This is a genomic window from Testudinibacter crocodili (genome assembly GCF_006228025.1).
Taxonomy (GTDB): domain Bacteria; phylum Pseudomonadota; class Gammaproteobacteria; order Enterobacterales; family Pasteurellaceae; genus Chelonobacter.
Map to the genome: position 1 here is coordinate 19,937 of NZ_VDHF01000029.1, position 26,069 is coordinate 46,005.

Below are 26,069 nucleotides of genomic sequence, written 5' to 3' on the forward strand. Positions count from 1 at the left end.
ACAAGCCTCCGTTTTTAATTATAGTAACTGTGTTGCCACAGAAACACAGTTACTATTCATTTTATTTCCAATATTAATCAGTGACTACACTTCATAAGTCGTAGAAGCGATATCACCGCCTTTGCCGGTCCAGTTAGTGTGGAAAAACTCGCCGCGTGGTCGGTCGGTGCGCTCGTAAGTGTGTGCACCGAAGTAGTCACGCTGCGCTTGTAGCAGGTTGGCCGGCAAACGGGCGCTGGTGTAGCCGTCTAAGAACGTGATGGCCGACGCCATACACGGCATTGGCAAGCCGATCTCAATGGATTTCGCCACCACTTTGCGCCATTCTGGCAACGCATTTTCCAAAATAGTTTTGAAATAGCGGTCGGCACCCAAGAATTGCAGATTCGGATTAGTCTCGTAAGCATCACGGATATTGCCCAAGAACGCACTGCGGATAATACAGCCTTCGCGCCATAAAAGTGCGGTATTGCCATAGTTCAGATCCCAATGGTTGTTTTCTGACGCTTCACGAATCAGCATAAAGCCTTGCGCATAAGAGATAATTTTTGAGGCCAGCAGCGCTTTGCGTACCGCTTCGATCCATTGCGCTTTATCGCCTGTAACCGTATCGATCTGTTTGTTGAACAACGCTTGGTTTTCGACACGCTGTTCTTTGAATGCCGACACGCAACGAGCGAATACCGCTTCGCTGATTAAGGTCAACGGAATGCCTAAGTCCAATGCGTTGATGCCGGTCCATTTTCCGGTGCCTTTTTGCCCGGCAGTATCCAGAATTTTTTCTACCAACGGTTCGCCGTTTTCATCACGATAGCCCAGAATATCGGCAGTGATCTCAATCAAGTAGCTGTCCAGTTCGGTTTTGTTCCACTCACTAAATACCTGGTGCAATTCGTCATAACTTAAGCCCAGCCCTTCTTTCAGGAATTGGTAGGCTTCGCAAATCAACTGCATATCGCCATATTCGATACCGTTGTGCACCATTTTCACAAAATGCCCGGCGCCCTCTTTGCCTACCCAATCACAGCACGGTTCGCCATCTTTGGTTTTGGCGGAAATCGCTTGCAAAATTGGTTTGACATAAACCCAAGCCTCTTCGTTACCGCCCGGCATAATTGATGGTCCGAAACGTGCGCCTTCCTCGCCGCCGGAAACTCCGGCGCCGATAAAGCGAATGCCTTTTGCCGCCAAATCTTTCACGCGGCGGTTGGTGTCCGGATAATTGGAGTTGCCACCATCGATGATGATATCACCCTGCTCCAAGTGCGGTAACAAACTATCGATAAATTGATCGACCACTTCACCGGCACGCACCATCAACATCACTTTACGCGGTTTTTCCAGTTTATCGGCTAAATCTTGTAATGAATATGCGCCAATAATATTGGTGCCTTTTGCCGCCCCTTGCAAAAATTCGTCCACTTTGCTGGTGGTGCGGTTGTAAGCCACCACCTTGAAGCCGTGATCGTTCATATTCAGAATCAGATTTTGCCCCATGACTGCAAGTCCGATTACGCCGATATCACCTTTCATATTTGTTTCCTTTTTAGTTTGCTAAAATTGTTGATTAATATGTTATACCGCACTTTGTAAATGGGTAGATGCAATCCACCCCTACCATCATTTCAATATATCTCGGTAAAATTACTGCAACTGCGACGCCGCATCGGCATCCAAATACCATTCGGTATTACCGTTATTCGCCTTGACCCGAGCCGCTGGATAGGGCAACTCGTTCTCGCCTGCCAGTTGAATTTCATGCAGCAGATCAGCTTTACTGGCGCCGGTGACCAAATAGGTCAGGCGTTTCGCATTTTCGATCAGGTAAGCAGATTTAGACACCCGTAGTTGCCCCGATTGCGGCTGCTTCGCCACAATGGTCAACACTGTTGTGGCAAAATCCACTTGCAGCGGAAACAGTGAGGCGGTGTGACCGTCTGGCCCCATACCTAAAATAATCCAATCGAACTCCGGCACACCAGCGCTGTTTTTTGGTACGACAGCCAACATTTCAGCGGCAAAGCGTTTGGCTTCGGCTTCCGGCTCGTCTTCACCACGAATGCGGTGGATATTCTCCGCCGGAATCTGAATATGATCGAACAGTAAACGCTGCACTTCACCGTAGTTGCTCTCTTCATCGTCCGGCGCAACACAACGCTCGTCACCCCACCAGAAATGCAGATTTTGCCAATTAATTTTGTCGGCATACTGTTCCGCCAAGGTTTTAAACAACAACTTCGGGGTGCTGCCGCCGGACAGGGAAATATGGACCGGCTTGGCTTGTTGACTATAGGTTAAAAATGCTTCGGCTATCTTCTCTACCGCACTTTGTGCGTCTGCAAAAGTAATATAATTCATGTTATAACTCACAATATTCCGTATTCGTTAAATTTTTACACGGAAAACGCCAACTGCGGTTTTTAGATTCCATCATAAAATCTGCTTCTTGTGGCCCCCAAGTTCCGCTGGCGTATCCATATAGTTTTGGGTTATTGGCTTTGTAATCCAATATCGGTTGGACAAATTTCCAACAGGCTCGCACTGCATCACTGCGAGAAAACAGGGTTGCGTCTCCCAACAGTGAATCCAACAGCAAGCGTTCGTAAGCATCCAGAATATTCTTATCTGCCAAATCCTGATAATGAAAATCCATCGATACCTCTTTGGCTTCAAATCCGGAACCCGGATTTTTCAAGCCGAAACTCATCACGATTCCTTCATTCGGTTGAATGCGGATAATCAATTTATTCTCCGGGGCATTGGTGCTGAACACTGGATGTGGGGTTTTCTTAAAGTGAATAACGACTTCAGTCACCCGTGTCGGCAGCCGTTTGCCAGTGCGGATATAAAACGGCACACCGCTCCAACGCCAGTTGTCGATCTTCAATTTCAGCGCCATATAGGTTTCGGTGCGCGATTGCGGATCAACGCCTTTTTCTTCGCGATACCCGTTTTGGTATTCGCCACGCACTTTAGCACCGGTATATTGCCCCAGCACCAAATATTTTTCCAAGTCTTCATCACTCAGCGGATGCAGGCTTTGTAGCACTTTCACCACTTCGTTACGCATCGCATCAGCATTGATCACGGCTGGCGATTCCATGGCGATCATCGCCAACACTTGCAGCAAATGGTTTTGGAACATATCGCGCATTGCGCCAGAGCCGTCGTAATAGCCGCCACGCTCTTCTACGCCAAGCGATTCTGCCCCGGTAATTTCCACATAATCAATGTAGTTACGATTCCACAGTGGCTCAAACAAACCGTTAGAAAAACGCAACACTAAAATATTCTGTACGGTTTCTTTGCCTAAATAGTGGTCGATCCGATAAATTTGCGATTCGTCAAAATCCTCATGCAGTTTGCTATCTAGGCTGATCGCCGATGCCAAATCGTAGCCGAACGGTTTTTCCACCACAAGGCGTTTCCAACCATGATTCTGGTGATTCAGCCCATGTGCCGCCAGACACGCTGGGATCACCGGATACAGGCTCGGCGGCGTGGAAAGGTAGAACAGCGTATTGCCGCCAGTATGGTGCGCTTGCTCCAACTGCTGCAACCGCACTTTGACTTTGGCATAATCGGCTTCGTTCGAGGTGTCAATCGCTTGATAATAAACATGCGAAAAAAACTTATCCATCTCAGCCGCTGCAATATTTTCGCTCTTTGCCAAAATTTCACTCAATTTTTCACGATATTGTGCGTCACTGTATTCGGTTCTGCTCACGCCTAAAATCGCAAAATCATCTGCTAGACGACCATTTTTAAACAGATGGTATAAGGCTGGAATCAATTTACGGTGGGTCAAATCCCCTGATGCGCCAAAAATAACAAGGCTGTTGTTGTCCGGTTTTTTCATTTTTTATCCTTTCAGGTCTGCAATCTTTTTGATCAGCAATCGTTGCAGTCTAATAAGATGGATTCTTGTCGTCAATCGCTTATTATACGCTTATCGTCTATTTTGGACTCAGCATTTGATCATTTACGGTTTATTACACTGTTTTTTCTACATTCGGTTTAAGATGCTGTTGAAAACGTACCACCTTTTGCCACGGAAACGCTGCATTGCCTAGCATAATAAAATCAGGATTGATCAAGGTATTCCGCCGATTATAAGTCAGGGGCTCTCCGTATAAATCCACGATTTTGCCGCCAGTTTCACGCAAAATACATTCAACCGCGGCGGTGTCCCACTCACCGGTTTTGCCCAAACGAATATAACAATCGCTACGTCCTTCCGCCACCAGCGCACCTTTTAGACCACTGGATCCATAACGCAACAGTTGGTATTCAAACTGATCTCGAAAACACGCCAGCACCTGAGTGCGCGCGACATTCTGCCCAACCACAATTCGAATCACTTCATCGCTTGGGGTGCAAGTCTGCAAGCGGCTGATCACACCATTTTGCTGTTTATAAGCGCCAAATTTATCCATCGCATAAAATGCTAATCTTGGCACCGGGGAATAAACGATCCCCAATGTTGGCTGATGATCTTGCACCAAGGCGACCAGTACTGAAAATTGATCGGTCTTTTGCAAAAACTGCTGTGTGCCGTCCAACGGATCGACCAGCCAATACTGTGTCCAATGGCGGCGCTCGCTTAAATCAATCGCTTGGCTCTCTTCCGACAACACCGGCACGCCGGGCGTCAACGCTTGCAATTCATCGACTAAAAAACGGCTGGCTGCCAAATCTGCGGCGGTAACCGGTGTATTGTCCTGCTTCAATTCACTGTCGATATCCTGATAATAAAATGTCAACAGCAGCTCGCCTGCCCGTTTGGCAATCGACAAGGCGGCGTTCAGCAGTTCGTTGGTCAAGATAATTTTATTCATAACAACCGCCGTTTATGCTTCTGATTGCGCGGCTAGATGATCGCGCAACAGGTAAAGTGCGGTCAGATTACGCGCCTCACAAAAATCCTGTTGTGACAACAGGTGATCCACCTCACTGAGCGGATACGCCACCAGCTCTAGCGGCTCCGGCTCGTCGCCGACCAAGTGCGATGGCGTTAACTGTTCTGCAAGAAAAATGTGCATCGGGTTATGCATAAAACCGGGGGAGGTGATCACGGTGCGCAGTAGTGTCAATTTATCGGCTTTGAAGCCAATCTCTTCCTGCAATTCACGGTTGGCGCTTTGTTGCGGCGTTTCGCCCGGATCCATCAGCCCTTTGGCAAAACCCAGTTCATAACGTTCGGTACCGACCGCATACTCCCGTACCAATAATAAGTTGTCTTGGTGAATTGCCATCACCAAGACCGCACTTCGCTGGCTGGGTTTAAAACGTTCGAATGTTCGCCGCTCACCGTTGGCAAATTCCAAGTCTACCGCTTGGATTTCAAAAATTTTTGATTTAGCAGCAACAGAGAGAGAAAGGATTTTGGGTTTTTGCCGAGTTTCACACATGCTGGCTCCTGCGGATTAACTATAAATCCCAGTAACAATAGCATATAATCAGGCTTGGTGACCAGAAGATGTTGCTAGTAACGCCATCATTTTGGAGCATTTCCAGCGCACTTTCACGACAAAGTTCGCTCACATTGTCCGTGGCATTTAGCTGCCAATAACCCATGATAACAAAAACCATAAACAAGGATTAAGCGTGAAAATCATCGATTGGGATAACATCGATACCATATTATTTGACCTGGACGGCACCTTGATCGACCTGCATTTAGATGCCTATTTTTGGAAACAACTGGTGCCGCAAACTTATGCCGACAAAGAGGGCTTGGACGCACAAACTTGCCATGCTCGGATTCAACAGCTTTACCGCAATATTGAACACAGTATGCAGTGGTACGATATCGATCATTGGGCGAAAACATTGGATTTGCCGATTCGCGAAATGCAGCGGCAGCACGCTCTCAACACCCAAGTGCGTTCCGGCGTTTACCCACTGTTGGAATCATTGCAAAAATTAGACAAGCAATTGATTTTACTGACAGATTCACATCCTTTTAGCCTACAGGTAAAAATGGATAACTGCAATCTGAGCGGTTATTTCGAGCAACTGCTCTCATCTCACCAATTCCAAAGACCGAAAATGCACCGCGCACTGTGGCAATCGGTGTATCAACACTGTCAGCTCAATCCCAACCGCACTTTATTAATTGACGATATGGAGCCGGTGTTAGATCAGGCTAAAAGCAATCAAATGGCGTACACGTTAGGCATCACAACACCCGATTCGCAACAACCGCCAAAGCAATTTAACAACCACCAAAGTATCGCTGATTTTCAGACTTTATTGGGATCGTTACCAGGATAAAAAATGGAACAAGTCAGATTGGACAAATGGCTGTGGGCAGCTCGTTTTTATAAAACCCGCTCAATCGCCCGCGAGATGATTGACGGCGGCAAGGTACATTATAACGGACAGCGAAGCAAACCCAGCAAAATCGTCGAAATCGGCGCAATGCTGAAGTTGCGCCAAGGCAGCGATGAAAAAGAGGTGGAAATTCTAGCCATCTCCGACAAACGCAACGGCGCAGCACAAGCACAATCGCTATATCAAGAAACCACCGCCAGCATCAGCAAGCGCGAACAAATCGCCGCCGCCCGCAAAGCCAACGCCCTTTCAATGCCCAACCCCGAACGGCGCCCGAATAAAAAAGAACGACGCGATTTGATTCGGTTTAAGTATCAAGAGTAGCCAATTCTTGCTTGAGTGTAATGCTATTTTGCATTACAATTTATGCTGATAATAAAACGAAAGGAGCTAATATGGCAACGTTAAATATCCGTTTAGATGATCAGTTGAAGCAAGATGCCTACCACGCATTACAAAAAATGAATATGACTCCGACCGAAGCCGTTCGAATCTTGTTTCAATATGTAGCACAAAATGAAAAATTTCCCATTCAGACCGTTATGCTCAACGACGAGGATTTAGCATTACTTGAAACCGTACGCTATCGACTCAATAATCCTGAACAAGGTATCAAGGTAACTTTAGATGAGCTATGAACTGGTTTTTGATCCAAGAGCATTAAAAGAGTGGCGAAAATTAGGGGAAACAATCAAAGTTCAACTTAAAAAGAAACTTTTTGAAGTCCTAAAAAATCCTAAAATTGAAGCCAATCGATTACGGGAATTTCCAAATTGTTACAAAATTAAATTACGCACTTCTGGGTATCGCTTGATCTATCAAGTACAAGATGAAAAAGTGACAGTTTTTGTGATTGCTATTGGTCAGCGTGACAGTGAGAAAGTCTATAAAAATACGCAAAACCGAATCAGCACATATTAAGAAATTAGACGACGAAATGAAATCAACCCATTATTTATTCCCCTTGCAAACCCACAAAACACCCATATATACAAGCCAACATAAATACATCACAATGGACAAAATATGACCGAATTTAACGCTTACCAACCAGACAACGACACCCTGCACCGCTACCTGTTTCAGCAAAAAGCGGTGCGTGGCGAGTGGGTGCGCTTGAACCGCACTTTTGAAGAAACCTTGAACACCCATCACTATCCGAAAGCCGTGCAGAATCTATTGGGCGAGATGCTGGTAGCAACCAGTTTATTGACTGCCACTCTGAAATTCGAAGGTGATATTACCGTTCAAATTCAAGGAGACGGTCCGTTAAAGCTGGCGTTGGTCAACGGCAATCATCAACTGCAATTGCGTGCGTTGGCACGGGTAGAAGGTGAGATCGCGGATGACAGCAGCTTGCAGCAGATGATCGGCAAAGCGGTATTGGTGATTTCGATTAATCCAAAACAAGGCGAGCGTTATCAAGGGATTGTCGAATTGAGCAAAGCAACAATTAGCGAATGCCTACAGGACTATTTCGAACGCTCCGAACAACTGAAAACCGCACTTTTCATCAAAACTGGCGAGTTTGAAGGCAAACCGGTTGCCGCCGGTATGCTGCTGCAAATTATGCCGGATGGCAGCGGTTCGGTTGATGATTTGGAACATTTGCAGATGCTGACCCACACGGTTAAAGCGATGGAATTGTTTGCTTTGCCGGCAGAAGAGTTGTTGTATCGACTGTATCACGAAGAAACAGTTGAATTATTTAACCCAAGTGCGGTCAGCTTCCATTGCGGTTGCTCCGCAGAGCGCTCCGGAGCAGCACTATTATTGATTGATGATGACGAAATTGATGAAATTTTACACGAACATAATGGCAGTATTGATATGCAGTGCGAATGTTGTGGCACCCACTATTTTTTCAACAAACACGCTATCGAGCAACTTAAACAAAATTCAAACTGTGCCTAAACAATTCCTTAACAGGAATGTCTAATTCTATTAAAAAGCGCGACGCCACAAGGTTCGCGCTTACTTTTTTTCTGATAGCTATGTTGAATAGTTTGATCCAGCTAACATTTTTATTTCTGTTTTTCTTCTACAATAACTGCGGAATTTGATTTTTAATAACTTACTAAAAAACAGAGGTAATAAAGATGACAGATGTAGCTTCAGTAGTAAAAGAATTGTCCGTATTGGGAATCCACGATGTGAAAGAAGTGGTGTATAACCCAAGTTATGAATTCTTGTTTGAAGAAGAAACCAAAGCAGATTTACAAGGTTACGAAAAAGGCACATTAACCACTACTGGTGCAATTGCGGTGGATACCGGCATTTTCACCGGACGTTCCCCAAAAGATAAATATATTGTCTTAGATGACAAAACTAAAGACAGCGTTTGGTGGACCAGCGACAAAGCTAAAAACGACAACAAAACCATGACCCAAGAGACCTGGGGCAGCCTGAAAAAATTAGTGGCAGATCAACTTTCAGGTAAACGCCTATTTGTGATCGATGCGTTCTGCGGCACCAACCCAGACACCCGTTTAGCAGTGCGAATCGTGACCGAAGTGGCATGGCAAGCACACTTTGTGAAAAACATGTTTATTCGCCCGAATGACGAAGAGCTGAAAGGCTTCAAACCAGATTTCACGGTATTAAACGGTTCAAAAACCACTAACCCTAACTGGAAAGCGCAAGGCCTGAACTCCGAAAACTTTGTCGCGTTCAACCTGACCGAAGGCGTGCAATTGATCGGCGGAACTTGGTACGGCGGCGAGATGAAAAAAGGCATGTTCTCGATGATGAACTACTTCCTGCCGTTAAAAGGGGTGGCTTCCATGCACTGTTCTGCCAACGTTGGCGAAGATGGTGATGTTGCAGTGTTCTTCGGTTTGTCCGGCACCGGCAAAACCACCCTTTCTACCGATCCAAAACGCCGTCTGATTGGTGATGACGAACACGGTTGGGACGATGAAGGTGTATTCAACTACGAAGGCGGTTGCTATGCCAAAACCATCAATTTGTCTGAAGAAGCCGAGCCAGATATTTATCGTGCGATTAAACGCGATGCGCTGTTAGAAAACGTAGTGGTGTTAGAGGATGGCACTATTGATTTCAACGACGGATCGAAAACCGAGAATACCCGGGTTTCTTATCCGATTTATCACATCCAAAATATTGTTAAACCAGTCTCTAAAGCGGGTCATGCCAAAAAAGTGATCTTCTTGACGGCTGATGCCTTCGGCGTGTTGCCTCCGGTTTCTAAACTGACTCCGGAACAAACTCAGTATTATTTCCTGTCCGGCTTCACCGCCAAATTGGCCGGTACTGAGCGCGGCATCACTGAGCCAACACCAACCTTCTCTGCCTGTTTCGGTGCGGCATTCCTGTCATTGCACCCGACCCAATACGCAGAAGTGCTGGTGAAACGCATGCAAGCCTCTGGTGCGGAAGCCTATTTAGTCAACACTGGTTGGAACGGTACCGGCAAACGGATCTCGATTAAAGATACTCGCGGTATCATTGATGCGATCTTAGACGGTTCAATTGAAAAAGCAGAGATGAATCAATTACCTATCTTTAACTTAGCCATTCCAACTGCGCTTCCGGGCGTTGATCCTGCAATTTTGGATCCACGTGATACCTATGCCGATAAAGCACAGTGGCAAGTCAAAGCAGAAGACTTAGCCGGACGCTTTGCGAAAAACTTCGATAAATACACCGACAACGACGAAGGCAAAGCTTTAGTTGCAGCCGGTCCAAAAGCATAAGTTTAATCAACCATAACGAAAACCGCACTTTGAACAAAGTGCGGTTTTTTATCGGCGAGTAACGTAATTTCGTTAGGGTTGCTTATTTACCCGCGTTCACGGTATTGGAAAGCAATTTTTCCGCACCCGCTAATTTTTGTGAGAGTTCTTGCGGCACTTCATGGCGATTACCCAGAAATTCCGCTTGATTTAGTGAAACAAATACCTTACCGGCTTTATCCTCCCACACCAACGCTTTCAGTGGCAAATCAATTGCGATTGTTGGATGTTCGATCATAATCGGTGTGCCGACTTTCGGGCTGCCAAATAAAACCACCGTCGCCGCAGGCATGGTCAAGCCATTGTCTTGCGCCGCTTTTTGATGATCTACTAAACCAAAAACCGTCATGCCTTTGTCAGTAACCGTTTTTTCAATCAATTGCACCGTTTCTGTAGCATTATATTGACTCGGCACAGTCAATAAACCATTTGCGTTAGGCGCTGCCTGAGCTAAAAAAGGTAACATGGCGATAATCAATCCTGCTGTTTTGCTTAAGTTCATACAATATCCTTGTTTAGTGAAGAACGTGAGTAATGCTGATAAGCATAAAGAGATTGATTGTATAAAAATTGTCATAAAAACTACATAATTTAAGATTTGATCGCATTTTTAACGATAGCCTTTTGCCCTGAAATCAGTGTAGAATCAAGACGACTTATCCATGTTAAAAAGAGAAAACCATGACAATACATTGCCAATACCCACTAATGACAGAAACCTATCCCAACATGGTTTGTGAGTTGAACCACTACCAATTAATTGAAGTGAGCGGTGAGGACAGTGAAAAATTTTTACAAGGTCAGTTAACCACTGATATCAGCAAATTGGCGGTCGGAAATTCAACATTAACTGCACATTGTGATCCCAAAGGCAAAGTTTGGTCAGTATTCCGCCTCGTTCGTGTTGGCTCGCAGCACTTTTATTTTATTATCCGCAAAGCATTGCTACCAACGGCATTGGAACAACTGAAAAAATATGCCGTCTTTTCAAAAGTCAGTTTTAATCTGGCGCAAGACCGCACTTTAATCGGCTTTGCCGGCAGACAAGCGCCGCAAACCATCACAACCCTCAGCGATCAACTGCCGAATGCCGAAACGCCGCTGATTCATGCTGATGGGCATAGTTTATTGTATATTGAACACCCTCAGCCACGTTGGATCTTGATCAGTGAAAGTGCGGTTACGATCACCCCAACCGTCACCACAATCGCTTGGGATCTGTTGGATATTCAAGACGGCATACCGTTACTAACGGCAGAAAGCCAGAATCAATTTATTCCTCAAGCCATTAATTTACAACTGCTGGAACAAACCGTCTCTTTCCATAAAGGTTGCTATATCGGACAAGAAACCATCGCCCGCGCCAAATATCGCGGTGCCAACAAAAGAGCACTGTTTACCTTAGTCGGACAACCGAACACCGTTCCGGCTATCGGGCAGGGGGTGGAGTTATTGCTAGAAACCAACTGGCGCAAAACCGGTTCGATTTTAAATGCGGTACAGCACGACGGTGTATTGTGGCTGCAAGTGGTGCTGGCAAACGATAGCGAAGCCTGTCAACGTTTCCGCTTAAGCGAAGACAGTCCGCAGCCGCTGTGCTTATATCCGCTGCCTTATGCGTTGGAAGAAACGGAACGTTAAGTAAAATATAACCGATAGTAGAAGTCTCTATTATCGGTTATATTTGCTATTACATACAAACATCAAACTGTCTTTGACTAATAATTTTAATATTTTCCAACCTTTCCTCTCTAAGATTTCTATTACCATCTTCTGAGTGCAGGAAACTCCTCGTTATAAAAAGCTCGATTGCAGCCGAATTCTCACTTTTATTAATAAAACGAATTAACTCTAATGCAAAATGCCCACCTAAAAGTTCAATTTTACCAACACCGTTTTCTCGATCTAACGCCGTTTCAATGTATGACGCCCCTAGAGCCCTATAAGAAGGCACATGGCACATTTGATAATAATGTTTAACATTAACATAAGCATCAATGTAATTTATAGGTACTTCTATTGTAGAGGACGCTGAACCCTCAAGATTTCTCCGACTTTTTTCTAAATTAAAACAGGCAGTTAATAAGCTGATAAATAGAGATAATACCCCTAACTTTACAAATTTAGCTTGAAATAGATGTACAACACTCATATACGACTCTCCATTTTAAAAGAAATACAATAATTCATTTACAACGCTATATCTAGAATATATCATATCACAATAAATAAGACTCGTTATCATTTTTATTGGAGGTTTAAAATGTCAGTAAGGAGAATACTATTCCTTTTTCTAATATTGTTTTTATCTGCTTGTTCTATCAAAGAAAATGCTATAGAGGACGCAAAGTGGTTAGCCCATTATCGTTCCCAACTAATAACAGACAATCAACCTTATGCTACATTACGCATATATCCGATCACTCCTTATTTTGGATATAGTACATTAGATGTTCCACCGATCAATATATATAAAGTAAATGATAAAATATTAAAAAATGACAATTCTTTTTTAGGAAAAAAATATGAACTTTTAACACCTTATGAAAAAGTAATGGTTCCCGTAGGAAATAATACAATTATAATTAGTATATCAAACCGATATGCTAAATTTGAAAATATACACTTTGAAGCCAACAAAGACTACATTGTTTATTTAGAAGATAGTAATAGAAAAAATCTTTCATGGAGAGTGTATGAATATTCCTATGACAATCGCTTTAATCCTAGAGATAAAGATGCTATTATTTTAGGAAAGCCTATTAGTAATATACAAAAAAGCTCACTAACACAATCAAGCTTATAAATTAAAAGAGCTAATTTCTTTTATAGAAGAACTTAGCTCTTTCAGCAAAAACTCACAATCTATTACAGAACTGTTTTAAATACTGCTTAAATTCACTTGCCAATTTCGGGTGTTGCGTGCCGTATTCGACAATCGCTTGCAGATAGCCTAGTTTATCGCCGCAGTCGAAACTTTTTCCGCTCATATGAAATGCTTCCACGGTTTCTTGCTCGATAAGCATATCAATGGCATCGGTTAATTGGATTTCATCCCCAACACCGACCGGCGTTTTTGCCAATAAATGCCAAATCGCACTCGAGAACACATAGCGCCCGACGACAGAAAGATTTGATGGGGCTTCTTCTTGAGCCGGTTTTTCTACAATGTTATTGATCACCGCACTTTGCCCAGCTTCCAACACCGCGTCACCGCAATCAACGATACCATAATTGCTGACATCTTCCACCGCTACCGGCGCTACCATAATTTGGCTGATTTTGGTTTGTTTGAAACGTTGCAGCATGGCAGCTAAATTCTCTTTTTTCTGATCGGCACTGAACTCTGCCAAAATCACATCCGGCAACACCACCGCAAAAGGCTCATCGCCAACGAGCGGTTTGGCGCACAGCACCGCGTGTCCCAAGCCTTTGGCATTCCCCTGCCGCACGTGCATAATCGTGACGCCCGGTGGAATAATTGACCGCACTTCTTCCAACAACTGGCGCTTCACTCGTTTTTCGAGCATAGATTCCAATTCATACGAGGTATCAAAATGGTTCTCAATTGAATTTTTAGAGGAGTGAGTGACTAAGATAACCTCTTTCACGCCAGCATTGACACATTCACTGACCACATATTGAATCAACGGTTTATCTACAATCGTCAACATCTCTTTCGGAATAGCTTTGGTCGCAGGCAACATTCGGGTGCCTAATCCGGCGACGGGAATAATAACTTTCATGTAATATCCTTTTATCATCAGTTTGGTCATTAAAGAAATAGCAAAATCCGCTTTCAGTGACAACCTGAAAGCGGATAGTATTTTACGCCAAAACTACTGTCTGAGTAAGGCTAAAATCTCAGCGGTTTTCTCTTCCATCAGCGCTTTGTCGCCACGAGTTTCCAAATTCAGGCGCACCACCGGCTCAGTATTGGAACTACGCAGGTTGAAACGCCATGTCGGATATTCAATGCTGATACCGTCCATTTCATCGATGGCAATTGCATCCTTCTCATAGAACGCACGCACACGGGCAATCGCCACTTGAGCATCTTCCAACTTGCTGTTGATTTCTCCCGGAGATGGGTAAGCATTCAAACGATCACCGACCAATTGTCCTAAAGTTTTACCCGTGGTGCACAACAATTCCGCCGCCAATAGCCATGGAATCATGCCGCTATCACAATAGAAGAAATCACGGAAATAGTGGTGAGCGCTCATTTCACCGCCATAAATCGCATCAACTGCACGCATTTTTTCTTTGATAAACGAGTGTCCGGATTTAGAAACTACGGCTTCACCGCCCATTTCTTCAACCAACTCAACGGTATTCCACATCAAACGTGGATCAAGGATAATTTTAGCCCCCGGATTTTTCGCCAAGAATGCCTGTCCTAATAGACCGACAATATAGTAACCTTCAATAAAAGTGGCATTTTCATCAAACAAGAAACAACGGTCAAAGTCACCGTCAAAAGCAATCCCCATATCCGCCTTGTTTGCCAGCACGGCATCAATGGTGTCTTGACGGTTTTCATGCAAAATCGGGTTAGGGATCCCGTGTGGGAAGTTGCCGTCCGGCTCATTGTGGACTTTGATAAAGCTGACCAACGGTGCATGCTGTTTAAAACGCGCCTCCAGCTCGTCAACTACATGACCAGCTGCCCCGTTTCCGGAATTGATTACCAGTTTTAACGGTTTATTGAAATTTTCTAAATTAACATAGGTTAACAAGTGATCGACATATTCTTGCAACACAGAAAGCTGCTTATACTCGCCACGTTTTGCCACATCCGGAAAATTATTCTCTTCAGCTAATTTCTGGATATCGCCTAAACCACTATCAGCGCTAATTGGGCGCGATCCGGCTTTAACAAACTTTAATCCATTATAATTCATTGGATTATGGCTGGCTGTAACTTCAATTCCACCATCAACTTTCAGAAACGATGTCGCAAAATAGACCTCTTCAGTGCCGGTCAATCCCAAGTCAATCACATCAACCCCGGAATCAAGCAAACCGTTGGTTAAGGCACTTTTCAGCTCTTTACTGCTCAAGCGAACATCACCACCGACAACCACTTGCTTAGGCTGTAAAAACTGTCCGAAGGCACGACCAATACGATAGGCGATATCGGTATTTAATTCATCGCCTAAACGACCACGAACATCATAAGCTTTGAAACATGTTAATTTTGTCATCTGCAAACTCCAATTACTATTGATCTACTTTTTTATCATCTGCTTCTTTAAGACGCTGATATATTTCCTCTCGATGTACCGTAACCTCTTTTGGAGCGTCAACTCCAATTTTCACTTGATTACCGCGCACGCTGAGTACGGAGATTGAAATATCTTCCCCGATTAGCAAACTTTCACCGATTTTTCTCGTCAGAATCAGCATATATCCCTCTTTGATAGCAATAAAGGTATTATCTGTGGTAAAAAATATTTATTACCGAAAAATAACACATATTGATAATACTTTATTTCATAAAAAAAAGTGAATGGAAAAACCACAAAATGTGCAGTGGCACACAAAAATAAAAACAGGGTCGAAACCCTGTTTTTCATTTGCATTGATTTAATTACAATTTATTTTCTAACCATGTCTTGGCGCTGGCTAGTGCAATCGCTACATTCTCAAGCTGTGTGCCGCCTGCCATCGCCAGATCCGGACGTCCGCCGCCTTTGCCGCCGACCTGTTCCGCCATCAAGTTCACCAACTCGCCCGCTTTCACTGTTGCGGTTAAATCAGAGGTCACCCCGACAATCAAATTCACCTTAGCATCCGCCACCGAGGCAAATGCAATCACAGCTGAACCCAGTTGGTTTTTCAGGTCGTCAACCATCATCCGCAAGGATTTCGCCTCAACGCCGTCCAGTTTTTGCAGCACCACTTGTACTCCGTTAATGATTTGAGTCTGTTTCGCCAAATCATTACCAGCCTGTTGTGCAGCTTTCTCTTTCAACAGTTGCAACTCTTTTTCCGCACGTTTATTGCGTTCTTGCAATTGATTAATTTTGTCGAGCAAACTATTGCCATCGGTTTTCAGTAAATCTGCACTTTGCTGTAACACCGCTTGTTGCTGATGCAGCCAATCCATCGCATTTTGCCCTGTCACCGCTTCAATCCGACGAATGCCGGCTGCAATTGCCCCTTCAGAGGTGATTTTAAACAGCCCGATGTCACCGGTTCTGTTGGCATGAATTCCGCCACACAGCTCGGTCGAAAAATCGCCCATTGACAACACCCGTACTTGCTCACTGTATTTTTCACCGAACAGTGCCATTGCGCCTTTAGCTTTAGCCGCGTCCAAATCCATAATCTCGGTCACCACCGGGTAGTTAGCACGGATATGCTGATTGACCAGATTTTCAATGTCCGTTAGTTGTGCTTTACTGATCGCTTCCGGTTGCGCAAAATCAAAACGCAATAGGCTATCGGACACCAACGAACCTTTTTGACTGACATGAGTACCTAAAATTTGGCGCAATGCGGCGTGTAGCAAATGTGTCGCCGAATGGTTTAACGAGATCTCGGCACGACGTTGACTATCCACCACTGCATTCAGGCTCTGTCCTACCGCCAATTCGCCTTGCTGCAACGCCCCGATATGCCCGAACACTTTGCCATATTTTTGCGTATCTTTGACCGTAAAAACCGCACTTTGACTTTCCAAGCGTCCAGTGTCGCCGATTTGTCCGCCGGATTCACCGTAAAATGGCGTATTATCCAACACCACCACCGCACTTTGTCCGGCTTGAATACGTTCGACTTCTTTGCCGTCATGGAAAATTGCCACTACTTTACCCAAGCTTTCTGACTCGCTGTAGCCTTCGAAGCAAGTTTCACCGTCAACGGAAATAACATTGCTATAATCAATCCCAAAATTACTCGCGGCTTGTGCCTGCTGGCGCTGCGCTTCCATCGCACGGTCAAAACCCGCTTGGTCAATGGCAATCGCTTTTTCACGGCAAATATCCGCAGTTAAATCATAAGGAAATCCATAGGTATCATACAGTTTGAACACCACTTCGCCAGGCAACAGATTATTTTCTACTTTCGCCAACGCTTCGTCTAACAACACCAAGCCACGCTCTAACGTGCGGGCAAACTGTTCTTCTTCTTGGCGCAGCAATTTTTCGATTTGCGCCTGATTGTCCTTCAATTCGCTACCGGCTTCCGCCATCACCTCAATCAACGTCGGCACCAAGCGGTAGAAAAATGCTTGTTTTGCGCCCAGCAAATGTCCGTGGCGCACTGCACGGCGGATAATCCGGCGCAACACATAGCCTCGCCCTTCATTAGACGGAATCACGCCATCGGCAATCAAATATGCACAAGAACGGATATGATCAGCAATCACGTTTAAAGATTTATTTTTCAGATCAGCAGTCTCAGTAATCTCGCCAGCTTTAGTGACCAAACGACGGAAAATATCAATCTCATAGTTAGAATTCACATGCTGCAACACCGCTGTAATCCGCTCCAAGCCCATGCCGGTATCGACCGACGGTTTGGGCAACGGCAGCATCGTACCATCAGCTTGACGGTTGAATTGCATAAAAACGACGTTCCAAATTTCAATGTAACGGTCACCGTCTTCCTCAGCTGATCCCGGCGGTCCACCCCAAATATGATCACCGTGATCGTAAAAAATCTCAGTACAAGGGCCACAAGGACCGGTGTCACCCATTTGCCAGAAGTTATCAGAGGCATATGGCGCGCCTTTGTTATCGCCGATGCGCACGATACGCTCGGCAGGCACTCCAACGGTTTTATTCCAAATATCATAGGCTTCCTGGTCAGTTTCATACACCGTCACCCACAATTTTTCTTTTGGCAGGTTCAACCAAGCAGCAGAAGTCAGAAATTCCCACGCATATTGAATCGCCTCTTGTTTAAAATAATCACCAAAGCTGAAATTGCCTAGCATTTCGAAAAACGTGTGGTGACGTGCGGTATAACCGACATTTTCCAAATCGTTATGCTTGCCACCGGCACGTACACAACGTTGTGCGGTGGTAGCGCGTTTGTAGCTGCGTTGATCTTGTCCGAGAAATACTTCTTTAAATTGGTTCATACCGGCATTGGTAAACAATAGAGTCGGATCATTTTCCGGCACTAATGAGCTGCTGGCGACAATTTGGTGTCCTTTAGTTTCAAAAAAACGCAAAAAATCGCGTCTGATATCTGCTGTTGTTTTCATTCATTTAATCCTGTGCAATAACATCGCCGTGCTTTGCACCAAGCTCAGCACCACGACCTAACAAATTCTGTAAACTGTTTATTTTCGCATAAAAAATAGGCTTGGGGAATGGCTTTAGGAGGGATTGCGAGCAATTGCAGTGGATTTTAAAGTAAATAGACCGCACTTTATGCTTTCACCGATAGTTCGTCGGTCAAAGTGCGGTCAAACGGCTAAAAATTATCGGTTAATCTTGCTCTTTTAACGGCACGACCAACATATCAATCGTCACCGAATTCATCACTTGACGGGTGGAAGAGATCAACTTGCTCCAGAAATCTTGATGATGCCCAGTCACCAGCAAATCGACCTGATATTTGCCAATCGCCTCTTTCAGCACTTGTTCCAAATCACCCGTGCCGCTCAGTTTTTCCGTAATCGGAAAGTCCACCGACTCCGCCAATTTATTCAACGCTTCTTGTGTTTCAACCGAAATACGATCCTGCATCGTCGCCATATTAATATCAATCAAGCCGGTATAGAGATCGGAAAAATTGACATCCACATGAATCAACGATAGCTTTGCTTCGTGCCGTGTAGCGATATCCACCGCTTTATTTAACAGTATCGGACTGTCTTCAGATAGATCCACAGCGACTAAAACGTGCTTGTACATAACTGCCTCCTTTTTGCCCCTTTATGATAAGTAAATGTTTATTATAGAGATACTGCCTAACTTCTTACTAAATCATACCATTACAAAATAAAAAAGAGCATGTGCCAGATCACATATTATTATTTTTGTTATGCAAATTTTCTGCAATTTATTTATTTTGGAGTGCTGATCAAAATTTTGTGCTCAATCGCAACCAATAGTAACCATAATCTGCCGCCGAGCTACCACGGAGAGAATGACTTGACCTTTATGGCTCGAAAGCGTAAGATTCGCACGATTTAATAATATGAGGACACACACTTTGGACAGTCACAGTCGATACTGGTTTAATTCTCACGCTTGATTCTTCGCCCTCATCTCAACCTGCTTGTCGGCGAAACTCTCGCAGATAGGTATAAACAACACTTGCTTTCCCTATTGCTGAAATTTACCGGCATCTTATTCTTGTTCATTGCGTGTTCATCACTCACCGGGGAGTATGAAATATGATTGGTGCTTTTGCCTTGGACAATGCCCGCTTGGTTCGCATCGACGAAACCAGCCAAAATTTAGACAGCGCCATTTGGATTGATTTGATTGATCCAAGCAGCGAAGAACGTGACATTTTACAACAAGGTCTCGGACAGAGCCTTGCCAGCTATCTTGAACTGGAAGATTTAGAAGCCTCCGCCCGTTTCTTTGAAGATGAAGACGGGCTGCACCTGCACTCCTTTTTCTATTGTGAAGACGAAGATGATTACGCTGACATTTCCACTGTCGCTTTCACCCTGCGCGACGGTCGCCTATTCACGCTACGTGACCGCGAACTGCCGGCATTCCGCCTATATCGTATGCGTTCACGCATTCAAAAATTGGAAGCCTGTAATGCCTATGAACTGCTGTTAGATCTGTTTGAAACCAAAATCGAGCAGCTAGCCGACGTTATTGAAACCATTTATGCCGATTTGGAACAATTAAGCCGAGTTATCCTTGACGGCAAACAAGGCGAAGCCTTTGACCGTGCCCTTTCTACCCTGACAGAGCAAGAAGATGCTAGCTCGAAAGTGCGGTTGTGCTTGATGGATACCCAGCGGGCACTGAGCTTTTTGGTGCGTAAAACTCGTCTGCCCGCAAGCCAGTTGGAACAGGCACGCGAAGTGCTGCGCGATATTGAATCTCTGCAACCGCACAACGAATCGCTGTTCCAAAAAGTCAACTTCTTGATGCAGGCGGCAATGGGCTTTATCAATATTGAACAGAACCGAATTATCAAAATCTTCTCGGTGGTCTCGGTAATCTTCCTGCCACCAACGCTAGTTGCCTCCAATTACGGCATGAACTTTAAAGAGATGCCGGAACTCGGCTTTGAGTTTGGTTATCCGATGGCGCTCGGCTTAATGCTGCTCGCTGCGTTTGCACCGTATATCTATTTTAAACGCAAAGGCTGGCTATAGTTTTTATCGTTATGCTTGAAACTGACAGAAAACCGTGCTGCAAAGTGCGGTTTTTACATTTGGTGAGTACAAAAAGAAATAATACAGGAATACAAAATAGATGGCGGTGAGAGAGGGATTCGAACCCTCGATGCACTTTCGCGCATACACACTTTCCAGGCGTGCTCCTTCAGCCTCTCGGACATCTCACCGTTGAGTATGGGTACTGCTATTTGAGAACTGACAGGGCGCAAACTATAGGGAGTTATCCGCTTTTCGTCAAGTATTTTTTCAGCAATGCCACCATATTCGATGATTAATACCGCACTTTGCTTATTTTTAATGCTTATTTTTAACAAAGTGCGGTCACGTCTATTTCTCACAGCCGTGTTTGCCGATACTGGCGCTAACGGCGACAGCCAGCGAACATATCCATTGTCGGGTTATAAAGTGCGGTTTTAATCTGCATTAAGCCCAAGACCGAATGGAAATAGTTATCTTGCGAATAGGCAGTGGTATTTGCGGTTTTTTGCAAACATGACAGATCCAAATTGCGCTGTGCCTGCAAACCTTGCGATGCCCAGAAAACTGCCGGCACATGGGTTTGTTCATCTGGGGCAATCGAGTACGGCGTGCCGTGCAGATATATACCGTTTTCGCCCAACGATTCACCGTGATCCGACACATATAACAGTGCACTATTTAAATTCGGCTGTTTTTTCAACGTGTTAATCACGCGATCCAAAAATTGGTCAATATATAAAATCGTATTATCGTAAGTATTGACTAGCTGCTCTTTTGAACATTTAGCAATATCTTGCATATCACAAGTCGGCGTAAAGTGACGGTATTCTGAGGTGTAACGCTCAAAATAGGTTGGTCCGTGACTGCCCATGGTGTGCAGCACCACAATCAAATCTTTGTTTGGATCGGCTTGCAAGCGCTGCTCGAAATTTTGCAGCAAGATATCGTCCAAACATTCGCCGTTATGACAAAACTCCGCTGAGTTTGTGCCCGTCAGATTTTCAGTCGGCACCCGCTCGCATACACCTTTACAGCCCGTATCGTTGTCCAACCATAAAATATTGATACCGCTGCGTTGAGCAATATCCAATAGATTATCCTGCTTTTGCGCCACTGAGCTGTTGAAATTACTACGATCCATCACTGAAAACATACACGGCACCGACACTGCGGTTGCCGTGCCGCAGCTGGTCACTTGCGGATAATTGATCAATTCACTGCCCAACGCCGCCAGTTTAGGTGTGGTTTGTCGCAGCTGTCCGTTGACTTGATAACCGTTCAAGCCCCAATTTTGCGCACGAGTTGTTTCGCCGACCACCAACACCAACACACGTCTTTTTTGTCCATCTTGTTTGACCTGTTGTGCATCTAAACCGATCTGTTCAAACGGGCGATTAGCTTGCTGAATCCGTTTGACTTCATTAATTCCAGCGCCGATGAAATTGCTTGGTACGATTAAGTTGACGACTTGTTTATTATTACGGAAAAATGAAGCGTAATCCTGATAATAAAATTTCGCGATACTGCCGACCACCACCACCGACAAAGCGATCAACAACAGCCGCATCGCAATTTCTTTATACCAAGTGCGGTAGTTCACTTTCACCATCACATACAGTATTGACGGCACGACCCCGAAAACAACAATCCACAAGATATAAGAGAAGGTAATCAATTTGCTCGCCTCAGTAAACGAGGTTTGCAACACGTTTTCCAACATATTGGTATCAAAATATACATTATAAAACAGTGCGTTATAACCAATTGAGGCACTAAGCAACAGCAACAGCGGTATCAAAATTTTATGCAGGTAAGGCAGGGCTAGAATTTGGAATGCGGCATACAAAATAAAAAACATCGCAAACGGTAAGCTCAGCGCAAACATATCGATGTTTGGATACAATGCCAATACGGTTTTATAAAATGCATAGTTCATCACAACCGTGAAAAACAGCGTCAACAACAGCAACAATTTGCTGCTGCTCATGCCTTTGCTTAGAAAGCGGGGGGATAACAAGGCCATTAGATTCTTCCTCAACTAATTAATATATAATGAATTTTTAACTACTTTAACCCATAAAGTTTAAAGTAGCGTTTCTATATTAAAATTATAAAGAGGAAGAATTAGCTAAAAATTAGGGATATTTACCAGCCCTGTCGTTCTGTGGTTAATCGTCACGCCCCATTCTGCGCATATCATAGCCACTCGGTGCCTGATAAATCCGCAGTTTAAACTCCTTTGCGACCGCATAAATATGATCAAAAATATCTGCTTGAATGCCTTCATATTCGCCCCACAACACCGTGTTAGTGAAGCAGTAAATTTCAAGTGGAATCCCTTTATCACTGGCATCAAGTTGACGCACCATCAAGGTCATATCTTTGCGAATATGCCGATTGGTGTGGAGATATTGCTGCAAATAAACACGAAAAGTCCCTAAATTGGTGAGATGTCTACCGTTAAGATAGCTATTGTGGTCAATGTGATTCATCTGATGAAACTCACGAATATCTTGCTGGCGTTTATCCAAATAGTCATTCAGCAGACGACTTTGTTGCAAATGAGCGATCTCTTCAGCATTTAGAAAATGAACACTGTTAGTGTCTAAATAGACCGCACGTTTAATCCGCCGCCCGCCGGATTCACTCATTGCGCGCCAGTTTTTAAAGGAGTCGGAAATCAGTGCATAAGTCGGTAGCGTAGTTACGGTGTTATCCCAATTCCGCACTTTGACAGTAGTCAATCCAATATCCACCACGCTACCGTCGGCACCATATTTTGGCATTTCTAGCCAATCACCGACATTCAACATGCGGTTGGCTGAAAGTTGAATACCGGCTACCAACCCCAAAATCGGATCTTTAAACACCAACATCAGTACCGCAGTCATCGCCCCTAAACCACTGAGCAGAATCAACGGGGATTGCCCCAGAATGAGTGAAATTAACAGAATTCCGATGGCGATCGATGCCAACAATTTGATGGTTTGTACTAAGCCGCGTACCGGGAAGTGTTGCGCTAGATTGCGTCGGAACAAATAGGTTTGCAGGGTGTCCAACAAAGAGAAAATCGAAAATAGCGCAAAAATTAGACACCAGATGTGGGTGACGGCAATAAATCCTTCACGCCAAACATTCTCCGGCAGCCAAATCCGTAATTGCACCACCAATAATAGCCCCTGAATCGTCAATGCCAGATTATTGAACAATCGGTGTTCTGCCAAAATGTTCAGAAACAGTAGTTTTGACGTGCGCAATTTATTGATCAGTACACGAAATAAAACATAGTGAATCAGGGTATGCAACAGTAGCGTCGTTAGGATAATTAAACTGATCATCACCAAATTGACCACCAGCTCAGAATTTGGGTAGTTTTGACCTGATAGCCACTGAAGTAGTTGTTCTCGCATCGGGAAAATATCCTCCTAAATTGGTTTTCAAGAGGATAAATTGTAACATAAATGCAACACTCTGCCAAAAGCCCCTGATTCTATGGCTGGCCGCACTTTGCAGTATCAACTCAAGACTTTCAAATTCATGGGAGAGCATAACCCTATTGGCAAATAAACAGTACAATTTAAGCCGTGCGCAAAGCGCTTAGAATCACTCAGCACGATTTTTCCGTAATAACGTTTAGCAATACTGTTGGCAATTGCCAATCCCAATCCGGTGCCTTGCTGTCCGCTGCCCAACACTCGATAAAACGGATCCAGTACACGCAACCGCTCTTTTGGCGGAATACCGTTGCCGTTGTCATCAACTTCCAGCATCAGCCACTCGCCGTCACTGTCCTGAAACAGTCGGACTGCCAGATCCACTTGTCCGCCTGGCGGCACATAAGTCACAGCATTTTCACATAAGATTTTGAGCAAAATATAAATATCACTTTGATCAGCGCAGATACTGACATCAACATCGCTAACCAGCCCGATATCAATCGCTTTTTCATCAGCTAACGGCAATAAGTCTGCCAATACTTGTCGATAAACTGCCAAAATCGAAACCACACTTTGCCGACTGTCGGCCTGCGCTGCGCCTGCTTGAAGCCTCGCCAGTGAAAGCAACTGCTCCAATAGATGACGAATCCGCTGTATGCCTTGACTCAAGGCATTTGCCTGTTCCAACACACCGGTTTGTTCCGAGCCGTGGTTTTGCAACTGCTGTAATTTGATCAAACGCTCGGCTTGCAGTGAAAGTGCGGTCATCGGACTGCGTAGCTCATGAGAAGCATCGGCAATAAAGCGTTTTTGCTGTCGCATACTGGCTGCGACTTTATCCAGCATTTGGTTGATGGAATGGATAAACCCTCGCAATTCTTGCGGAACATTGTCGGTTTCAAGTGCGGTTAAATCGTTTTCTGAACGTGCTTGCAGCGTTTTTGCCAGCCGATCAATCGGCGCAATGCTACACCCGATAATCCAAATTGCCAACGGTAACATCAACAATATAAACAGTAGTACTGGCACAGTACTAAGCCATATTGAATGCACAATAATCTCATCACGAAATTCCGACTCATCAAAAATCACCGCTATTTTTTGCTGATTCAGCGTTTTTAAATAAAAGCGATATTTGATATTGCCTTTGCTAATCGTGTGGAATCCTTCCTGATATTGATCTAAATCAGCAATAAAATAGTCCTGTTGCGGATCCGTGTTGTGGTTTTGAATCAGAATACGGTTATCATGATTGTTCAGTAACACTTCTGGCGTTTGGCTGTGTTCATCAACCAAATAGGCAGTTTGCTGCAAAATATCATCTTGCAGGCTATATGCCGATTTGAAGCTATAGAAAAAAGTGAAAAGTGCGGTCAGCAGGCTGGCACTCAACGCCAAAACCATTAAACCGACGCTCAATTTTTTGCGAATTGAGGTGATCTTCATATTATGTCAACCCGCCTTTACTCACACTCCAACCAGCACCACGAATATTACGAATGCTCTCTTTGCCCAGTTTTTTACGCAGTGAATGGATTAAATAGTCAATTGCATTGCTCTCCACTTCTTCGCCCCAAGCATAAATTTTGTCTTCCAATTCCGCCCGAGAATAAATTCTGCCTTGATGTTGCATTAAGGTTTGCAATAAGGAAAATTCCTTATGAGTCAAGCTGACCGCCTCCGGATTTCCGCACAGCCACACTTGATAACTCGACGGATCGAGGGTAAGCAAACCATTACTGAGCTGCAACTGCCCATGGTGATGTTTACGCCGCACCACCGCTCGCAAACGGGCTAACAGCTCCTCCATTTGAAAAGGCTTTACCACATAATCATCTGCTCCGCCATCTAAACCTTGTAGGCGGCTGTTCAAATCATCTCTTGCCGTGGCAATCACAATAGGCAACTGTTGATCTTGACGACGAATCTCTGCCAACACCAGCAAACCATCTTTCTTTGGCAAGCCCAGATCGAGCAGCAGCACGTCATAATTCTGCACCGCCAATGCCGAAAGTGCGGTTTGCCCATCTTGCACCCAATCGACTGCATAACCGGCATCTTTTAGGCTAGCTTGCATCACCTCGCCAATCATCACATCATCTTCAACCAATAATATTCGCATGCTGTTATCCGTTTTATTCGTTTTTATTTCATCGATTAGCACATTATTAATGTCATTATCACCCAATATTTCGCACATAAAAATAGCAAAATGACTAGGGTCTGTTGATC

The 26,069-nt window shown here is 44.5% G+C and carries 25 protein-coding genes and 1 tRNA gene; 9 read left to right on the forward strand and 17 right to left on the reverse strand.

The annotated features are described in order from the left end of the window. Positions 1-84: 84 nt before the first annotated feature. From gnd to nudE, 5 genes are all read right to left on the reverse strand, one after another. On the reverse strand, positions 85-1,533 hold the full coding sequence (gnd, locus tag FHQ23_RS03140; RefSeq protein WP_139613009.1) for a decarboxylating NADP(+)-dependent phosphogluconate dehydrogenase: 1,449 nt from the start codon (positions 1,531-1,533) through the stop codon (positions 85-87). Between the two features lie 111 nt (positions 1,534-1,644). After that, complete coding sequence (gene pgl / locus FHQ23_RS03145; protein ID WP_139613010.1) at positions 1,645-2,358, reverse strand: 6-phosphogluconolactonase; 714 nt, start codon at positions 2,356-2,358, stop codon at positions 1,645-1,647. 1 nt (position 2,359) lies between these two features. Beyond that, entirely contained in the window at positions 2,360-3,859 is a 1,500-nt protein-coding gene (gene zwf, locus FHQ23_RS03150) for a glucose-6-phosphate dehydrogenase (protein ID WP_139613011.1), read from the reverse strand. 133 nt (positions 3,860-3,992) lie between these two features. Continuing rightward, a complete protein-coding gene (gene cysQ, locus FHQ23_RS03155) occupies positions 3,993-4,838 on the reverse strand; it encodes a 3'(2'),5'-bisphosphate nucleotidase CysQ (RefSeq protein ID WP_139613012.1) in 846 nt (281 codons plus the stop codon). A 12-nt stretch (positions 4,839-4,850) separates the two neighbouring features. Continuing rightward, on the reverse strand, positions 4,851-5,411 hold the full coding sequence (nudE, locus tag FHQ23_RS03160; RefSeq protein WP_139613013.1) for an ADP compounds hydrolase NudE: 561 nt from the start codon (positions 5,409-5,411) through the stop codon (positions 4,851-4,853). A gap of 196 nt (positions 5,412-5,607) precedes the next feature. Here nudE and yrfG point away from each other — a divergent pair, with 196 nt between their 5' ends. The 6 genes from yrfG to pckA all read left to right on the forward strand — a co-directional run bounded on the left by yrfG (position 5,608) and on the right by pckA (position 10,052). Further along, complete coding sequence (gene yrfG / locus FHQ23_RS03165; RefSeq protein WP_267963606.1) at positions 5,608-6,276, forward strand: GMP/IMP nucleotidase; 669 nt, start codon at positions 5,608-5,610, stop codon at positions 6,274-6,276. Positions 6,277-6,279: 3 nt separating this feature from the next. Continuing rightward, positions 6,280-6,660 (forward strand): ribosome-associated heat shock protein Hsp15, encoded by a 381-nt coding sequence (hslR, locus tag FHQ23_RS03170; protein WP_139613014.1) that lies wholly within the window; start codon positions 6,280-6,282, stop codon positions 6,658-6,660. 71 nt (positions 6,661-6,731) lie between these two features. Beyond that, positions 6,732-6,974, forward strand: a complete 243-nt coding sequence (locus FHQ23_RS03175; RefSeq protein ID WP_139609021.1) for a type II toxin-antitoxin system RelB/DinJ family antitoxin — start codon at positions 6,732-6,734, stop codon at positions 6,972-6,974. Continuing rightward, entirely contained in the window at positions 6,964-7,257 is a 294-nt protein-coding gene (locus tag FHQ23_RS03180; protein WP_139613015.1) for a type II toxin-antitoxin system RelE family toxin, read from the forward strand. The genes FHQ23_RS03175 and FHQ23_RS03180 overlap by 11 nt, the downstream gene beginning before the upstream one ends. Positions 7,258-7,362: 105 nt before the next feature. Continuing rightward, positions 7,363-8,250, forward strand: coding sequence for an Hsp33 family molecular chaperone HslO (gene hslO / locus FHQ23_RS03185; protein ID WP_139613016.1), 888 nt, complete (start codon positions 7,363-7,365; stop codon positions 8,248-8,250). Between the two features lie 185 nt (positions 8,251-8,435). Next, the gene (gene pckA / locus FHQ23_RS03190; RefSeq protein ID WP_139613017.1) at positions 8,436-10,052 is read left to right on the forward strand and encodes a phosphoenolpyruvate carboxykinase (ATP); all 1,617 of its coding nucleotides are present in this window, start codon (positions 8,436-8,438) and stop codon (positions 10,050-10,052) included. An 82-nt stretch (positions 10,053-10,134) separates the two neighbouring features. Here pckA and FHQ23_RS03195 read toward each other — a convergent pair whose 3' ends face one another. Next, complete coding sequence (locus FHQ23_RS03195; protein ID WP_267963607.1) at positions 10,135-10,593, reverse strand: DUF302 domain-containing protein; 459 nt, start codon at positions 10,591-10,593, stop codon at positions 10,135-10,137. A 179-nt stretch (positions 10,594-10,772) separates the two neighbouring features. Between FHQ23_RS03195 and ygfZ the strand changes: the two genes are divergently transcribed. After that, on the forward strand, positions 10,773-11,732 hold the full coding sequence (gene ygfZ / locus FHQ23_RS03200) for a tRNA-modifying protein YgfZ (RefSeq protein ID WP_139613018.1): 960 nt from the start codon (positions 10,773-10,775) through the stop codon (positions 11,730-11,732). A gap of 49 nt (positions 11,733-11,781) precedes the next feature. On the opposite strand, the gene FHQ23_RS03205 is transcribed toward ygfZ, so the two are convergent. Next, entirely contained in the window at positions 11,782-12,243 is a 462-nt protein-coding gene (locus FHQ23_RS03205) for a hypothetical protein (protein ID WP_139613019.1), read from the reverse strand. A gap of 111 nt (positions 12,244-12,354) precedes the next feature. Here FHQ23_RS03205 and FHQ23_RS03210 point away from each other — a divergent pair, with 111 nt between their 5' ends. Beyond that, complete coding sequence (locus FHQ23_RS03210) at positions 12,355-12,897, forward strand: hypothetical protein (protein WP_139613020.1); 543 nt, start codon at positions 12,355-12,357, stop codon at positions 12,895-12,897. Between the two features lie 52 nt (positions 12,898-12,949). Here the strand turns inward: FHQ23_RS03210 and galU are convergent, their stop codons facing one another. The 5 genes from galU to uspA form a co-directional block, all read right to left on the reverse strand. Further along, on the reverse strand, positions 12,950-13,837 hold the full coding sequence (galU, locus tag FHQ23_RS03215; RefSeq protein ID WP_139613021.1) for a UTP--glucose-1-phosphate uridylyltransferase GalU: 888 nt from the start codon (positions 13,835-13,837) through the stop codon (positions 12,950-12,952). Between the two features lie 93 nt (positions 13,838-13,930). After that, positions 13,931-15,298: a phosphohexomutase domain-containing protein gene (locus FHQ23_RS03220; RefSeq protein ID WP_139613022.1), complete on the reverse strand. Its 1,368-nt coding sequence runs from the start codon at positions 15,296-15,298 to the stop codon at positions 13,931-13,933. Between the two features lie 16 nt (positions 15,299-15,314). Beyond that, the gene (gene csrA, locus FHQ23_RS03225) at positions 15,315-15,500 is read right to left on the reverse strand and encodes a carbon storage regulator CsrA (RefSeq protein ID WP_139613023.1); all 186 of its coding nucleotides are present in this window, start codon (positions 15,498-15,500) and stop codon (positions 15,315-15,317) included. Positions 15,501-15,684: 184 nt separating this feature from the next. Then, the gene (alaS, locus tag FHQ23_RS03230; RefSeq protein WP_139613024.1) at positions 15,685-18,309 is read right to left on the reverse strand and encodes an alanine--tRNA ligase; all 2,625 of its coding nucleotides are present in this window, start codon (positions 18,307-18,309) and stop codon (positions 15,685-15,687) included. 226 nt (positions 18,310-18,535) lie between these two features. Next, positions 18,536-18,964 carry a universal stress protein UspA gene (gene uspA / locus FHQ23_RS03235; protein ID WP_139609556.1) on the reverse strand — a complete coding sequence of 143 codons (429 nt, stop codon included), beginning with the start codon at positions 18,962-18,964 and terminating at the stop codon, positions 18,536-18,538. Between the two features lie 485 nt (positions 18,965-19,449). Here uspA and corA point away from each other — a divergent pair, with 485 nt between their 5' ends. Beyond that, on the forward strand, positions 19,450-20,397 hold the full coding sequence (gene corA / locus FHQ23_RS03240; RefSeq protein WP_132967779.1) for a magnesium/cobalt transporter CorA: 948 nt from the start codon (positions 19,450-19,452) through the stop codon (positions 20,395-20,397). 101 nt (positions 20,398-20,498) lie between these two features. Here corA and FHQ23_RS03245 read toward each other — a convergent pair. The 5 genes from FHQ23_RS03245 to FHQ23_RS03265 form a co-directional block, all read right to left on the reverse strand. Beyond that, positions 20,499-20,588, reverse strand: a tRNA-Ser gene (locus tag FHQ23_RS03245). 194 nt (positions 20,589-20,782) lie between these two features. Beyond that, a complete protein-coding gene (locus FHQ23_RS03250) occupies positions 20,783-22,423 on the reverse strand; it encodes a phosphoethanolamine transferase (RefSeq protein WP_139613025.1) in 1,641 nt (546 codons plus the stop codon). A gap of 145 nt (positions 22,424-22,568) precedes the next feature. Further along, positions 22,569-23,810, reverse strand: a complete 1,242-nt coding sequence (locus FHQ23_RS03255; protein WP_139613026.1) for a mechanosensitive ion channel family protein — start codon at positions 23,808-23,810, stop codon at positions 22,569-22,571. Between the two features lie 105 nt (positions 23,811-23,915). Beyond that, on the reverse strand, positions 23,916-25,283 hold the full coding sequence (locus FHQ23_RS03260; RefSeq protein ID WP_139613027.1) for an ATP-binding protein: 1,368 nt from the start codon (positions 25,281-25,283) through the stop codon (positions 23,916-23,918). 1 nt (position 25,284) lies between these two features. Continuing rightward, the coding region (locus FHQ23_RS03265; RefSeq protein ID WP_326480828.1) for a response regulator transcription factor at positions 25,285-26,069 on the reverse strand (785 nt) is incomplete at its 5' end.

What these genes read in the sequence shown, in the direction of transcription:
- FHQ23_RS03260 (WP_139613027.1), bottom strand. Translation starts at nt 25,283, where the DNA reads ATGAAGATCACCTCAATTCGCAAAAAATTGAGCGTCGGTTTAATGGTT.
- gnd (WP_139613009.1), bottom strand. Translation starts at nt 1,533, where the DNA reads ATGAAAGGTGATATCGGCGTAATCGGACTTGCAGTCATGGGGCAAAAT.
- FHQ23_RS03195 (WP_267963607.1), bottom strand. Translation starts at nt 10,593, where the DNA reads ATGAACTTAAGCAAAACAGCAGGATTGATTATCGCCATGTTACCTTTT.
- FHQ23_RS03175 (WP_139609021.1), top strand. Translation starts at nt 6,732, where the DNA reads ATGGCAACGTTAAATATCCGTTTAGATGATCAGTTGAAGCAAGATGCC.
- alaS (WP_139613024.1), bottom strand. Translation starts at nt 18,309, where the DNA reads ATGAAAACAACAGCAGATATCAGACGCGATTTTTTGCGTTTTTTTGAA.
- corA (WP_132967779.1), top strand. Translation starts at nt 19,450, where the DNA reads ATGATTGGTGCTTTTGCCTTGGACAATGCCCGCTTGGTTCGCATCGAC.
- pgl (WP_139613010.1), bottom strand. Translation starts at nt 2,358, where the DNA reads ATGAATTATATTACTTTTGCAGACGCACAAAGTGCGGTAGAGAAGATA.
- galU (WP_139613021.1), bottom strand. Translation starts at nt 13,837, where the DNA reads ATGAAAGTTATTATTCCCGTCGCCGGATTAGGCACCCGAATGTTGCCT.
- ygfZ (WP_139613018.1), top strand. Translation starts at nt 10,773, where the DNA reads ATGACAATACATTGCCAATACCCACTAATGACAGAAACCTATCCCAAC.
- nudE (WP_139613013.1), bottom strand. Translation starts at nt 5,411, where the DNA reads ATGTGTGAAACTCGGCAAAAACCCAAAATCCTTTCTCTCTCTGTTGCT.
- FHQ23_RS03180 (WP_139613015.1), top strand. Translation starts at nt 6,964, where the DNA reads ATGAGCTATGAACTGGTTTTTGATCCAAGAGCATTAAAAGAGTGGCGA.
- cysQ (WP_139613012.1), bottom strand. Translation starts at nt 4,838, where the DNA reads ATGAATAAAATTATCTTGACCAACGAACTGCTGAACGCCGCCTTGTCG.
- uspA (WP_139609556.1), bottom strand. Translation starts at nt 18,964, where the DNA reads ATGTACAAGCACGTTTTAGTCGCTGTGGATCTATCTGAAGACAGTCCG.
- csrA (WP_139613023.1), bottom strand. Translation starts at nt 15,500, where the DNA reads ATGCTGATTCTGACGAGAAAAATCGGTGAAAGTTTGCTAATCGGGGAA.
- FHQ23_RS03255 (WP_139613026.1), bottom strand. Translation starts at nt 23,810, where the DNA reads ATGCGAGAACAACTACTTCAGTGGCTATCAGGTCAAAACTACCCAAAT.
- FHQ23_RS03250 (WP_139613025.1), bottom strand. Translation starts at nt 22,423, where the DNA reads ATGGCCTTGTTATCCCCCCGCTTTCTAAGCAAAGGCATGAGCAGCAGC.
- hslR (WP_139613014.1), top strand. Translation starts at nt 6,280, where the DNA reads ATGGAACAAGTCAGATTGGACAAATGGCTGTGGGCAGCTCGTTTTTAT.
- hslO (WP_139613016.1), top strand. Translation starts at nt 7,363, where the DNA reads ATGACCGAATTTAACGCTTACCAACCAGACAACGACACCCTGCACCGC.
- pckA (WP_139613017.1), top strand. Translation starts at nt 8,436, where the DNA reads ATGACAGATGTAGCTTCAGTAGTAAAAGAATTGTCCGTATTGGGAATC.
- FHQ23_RS03205 (WP_139613019.1), bottom strand. Translation starts at nt 12,243, where the DNA reads ATGAGTGTTGTACATCTATTTCAAGCTAAATTTGTAAAGTTAGGGGTA.
- FHQ23_RS03210 (WP_139613020.1), top strand. Translation starts at nt 12,355, where the DNA reads ATGTCAGTAAGGAGAATACTATTCCTTTTTCTAATATTGTTTTTATCT.
- FHQ23_RS03220 (WP_139613022.1), bottom strand. Translation starts at nt 15,298, where the DNA reads ATGACAAAATTAACATGTTTCAAAGCTTATGATGTTCGTGGTCGTTTA.
- zwf (WP_139613011.1), bottom strand. Translation starts at nt 3,859, where the DNA reads ATGAAAAAACCGGACAACAACAGCCTTGTTATTTTTGGCGCATCAGGG.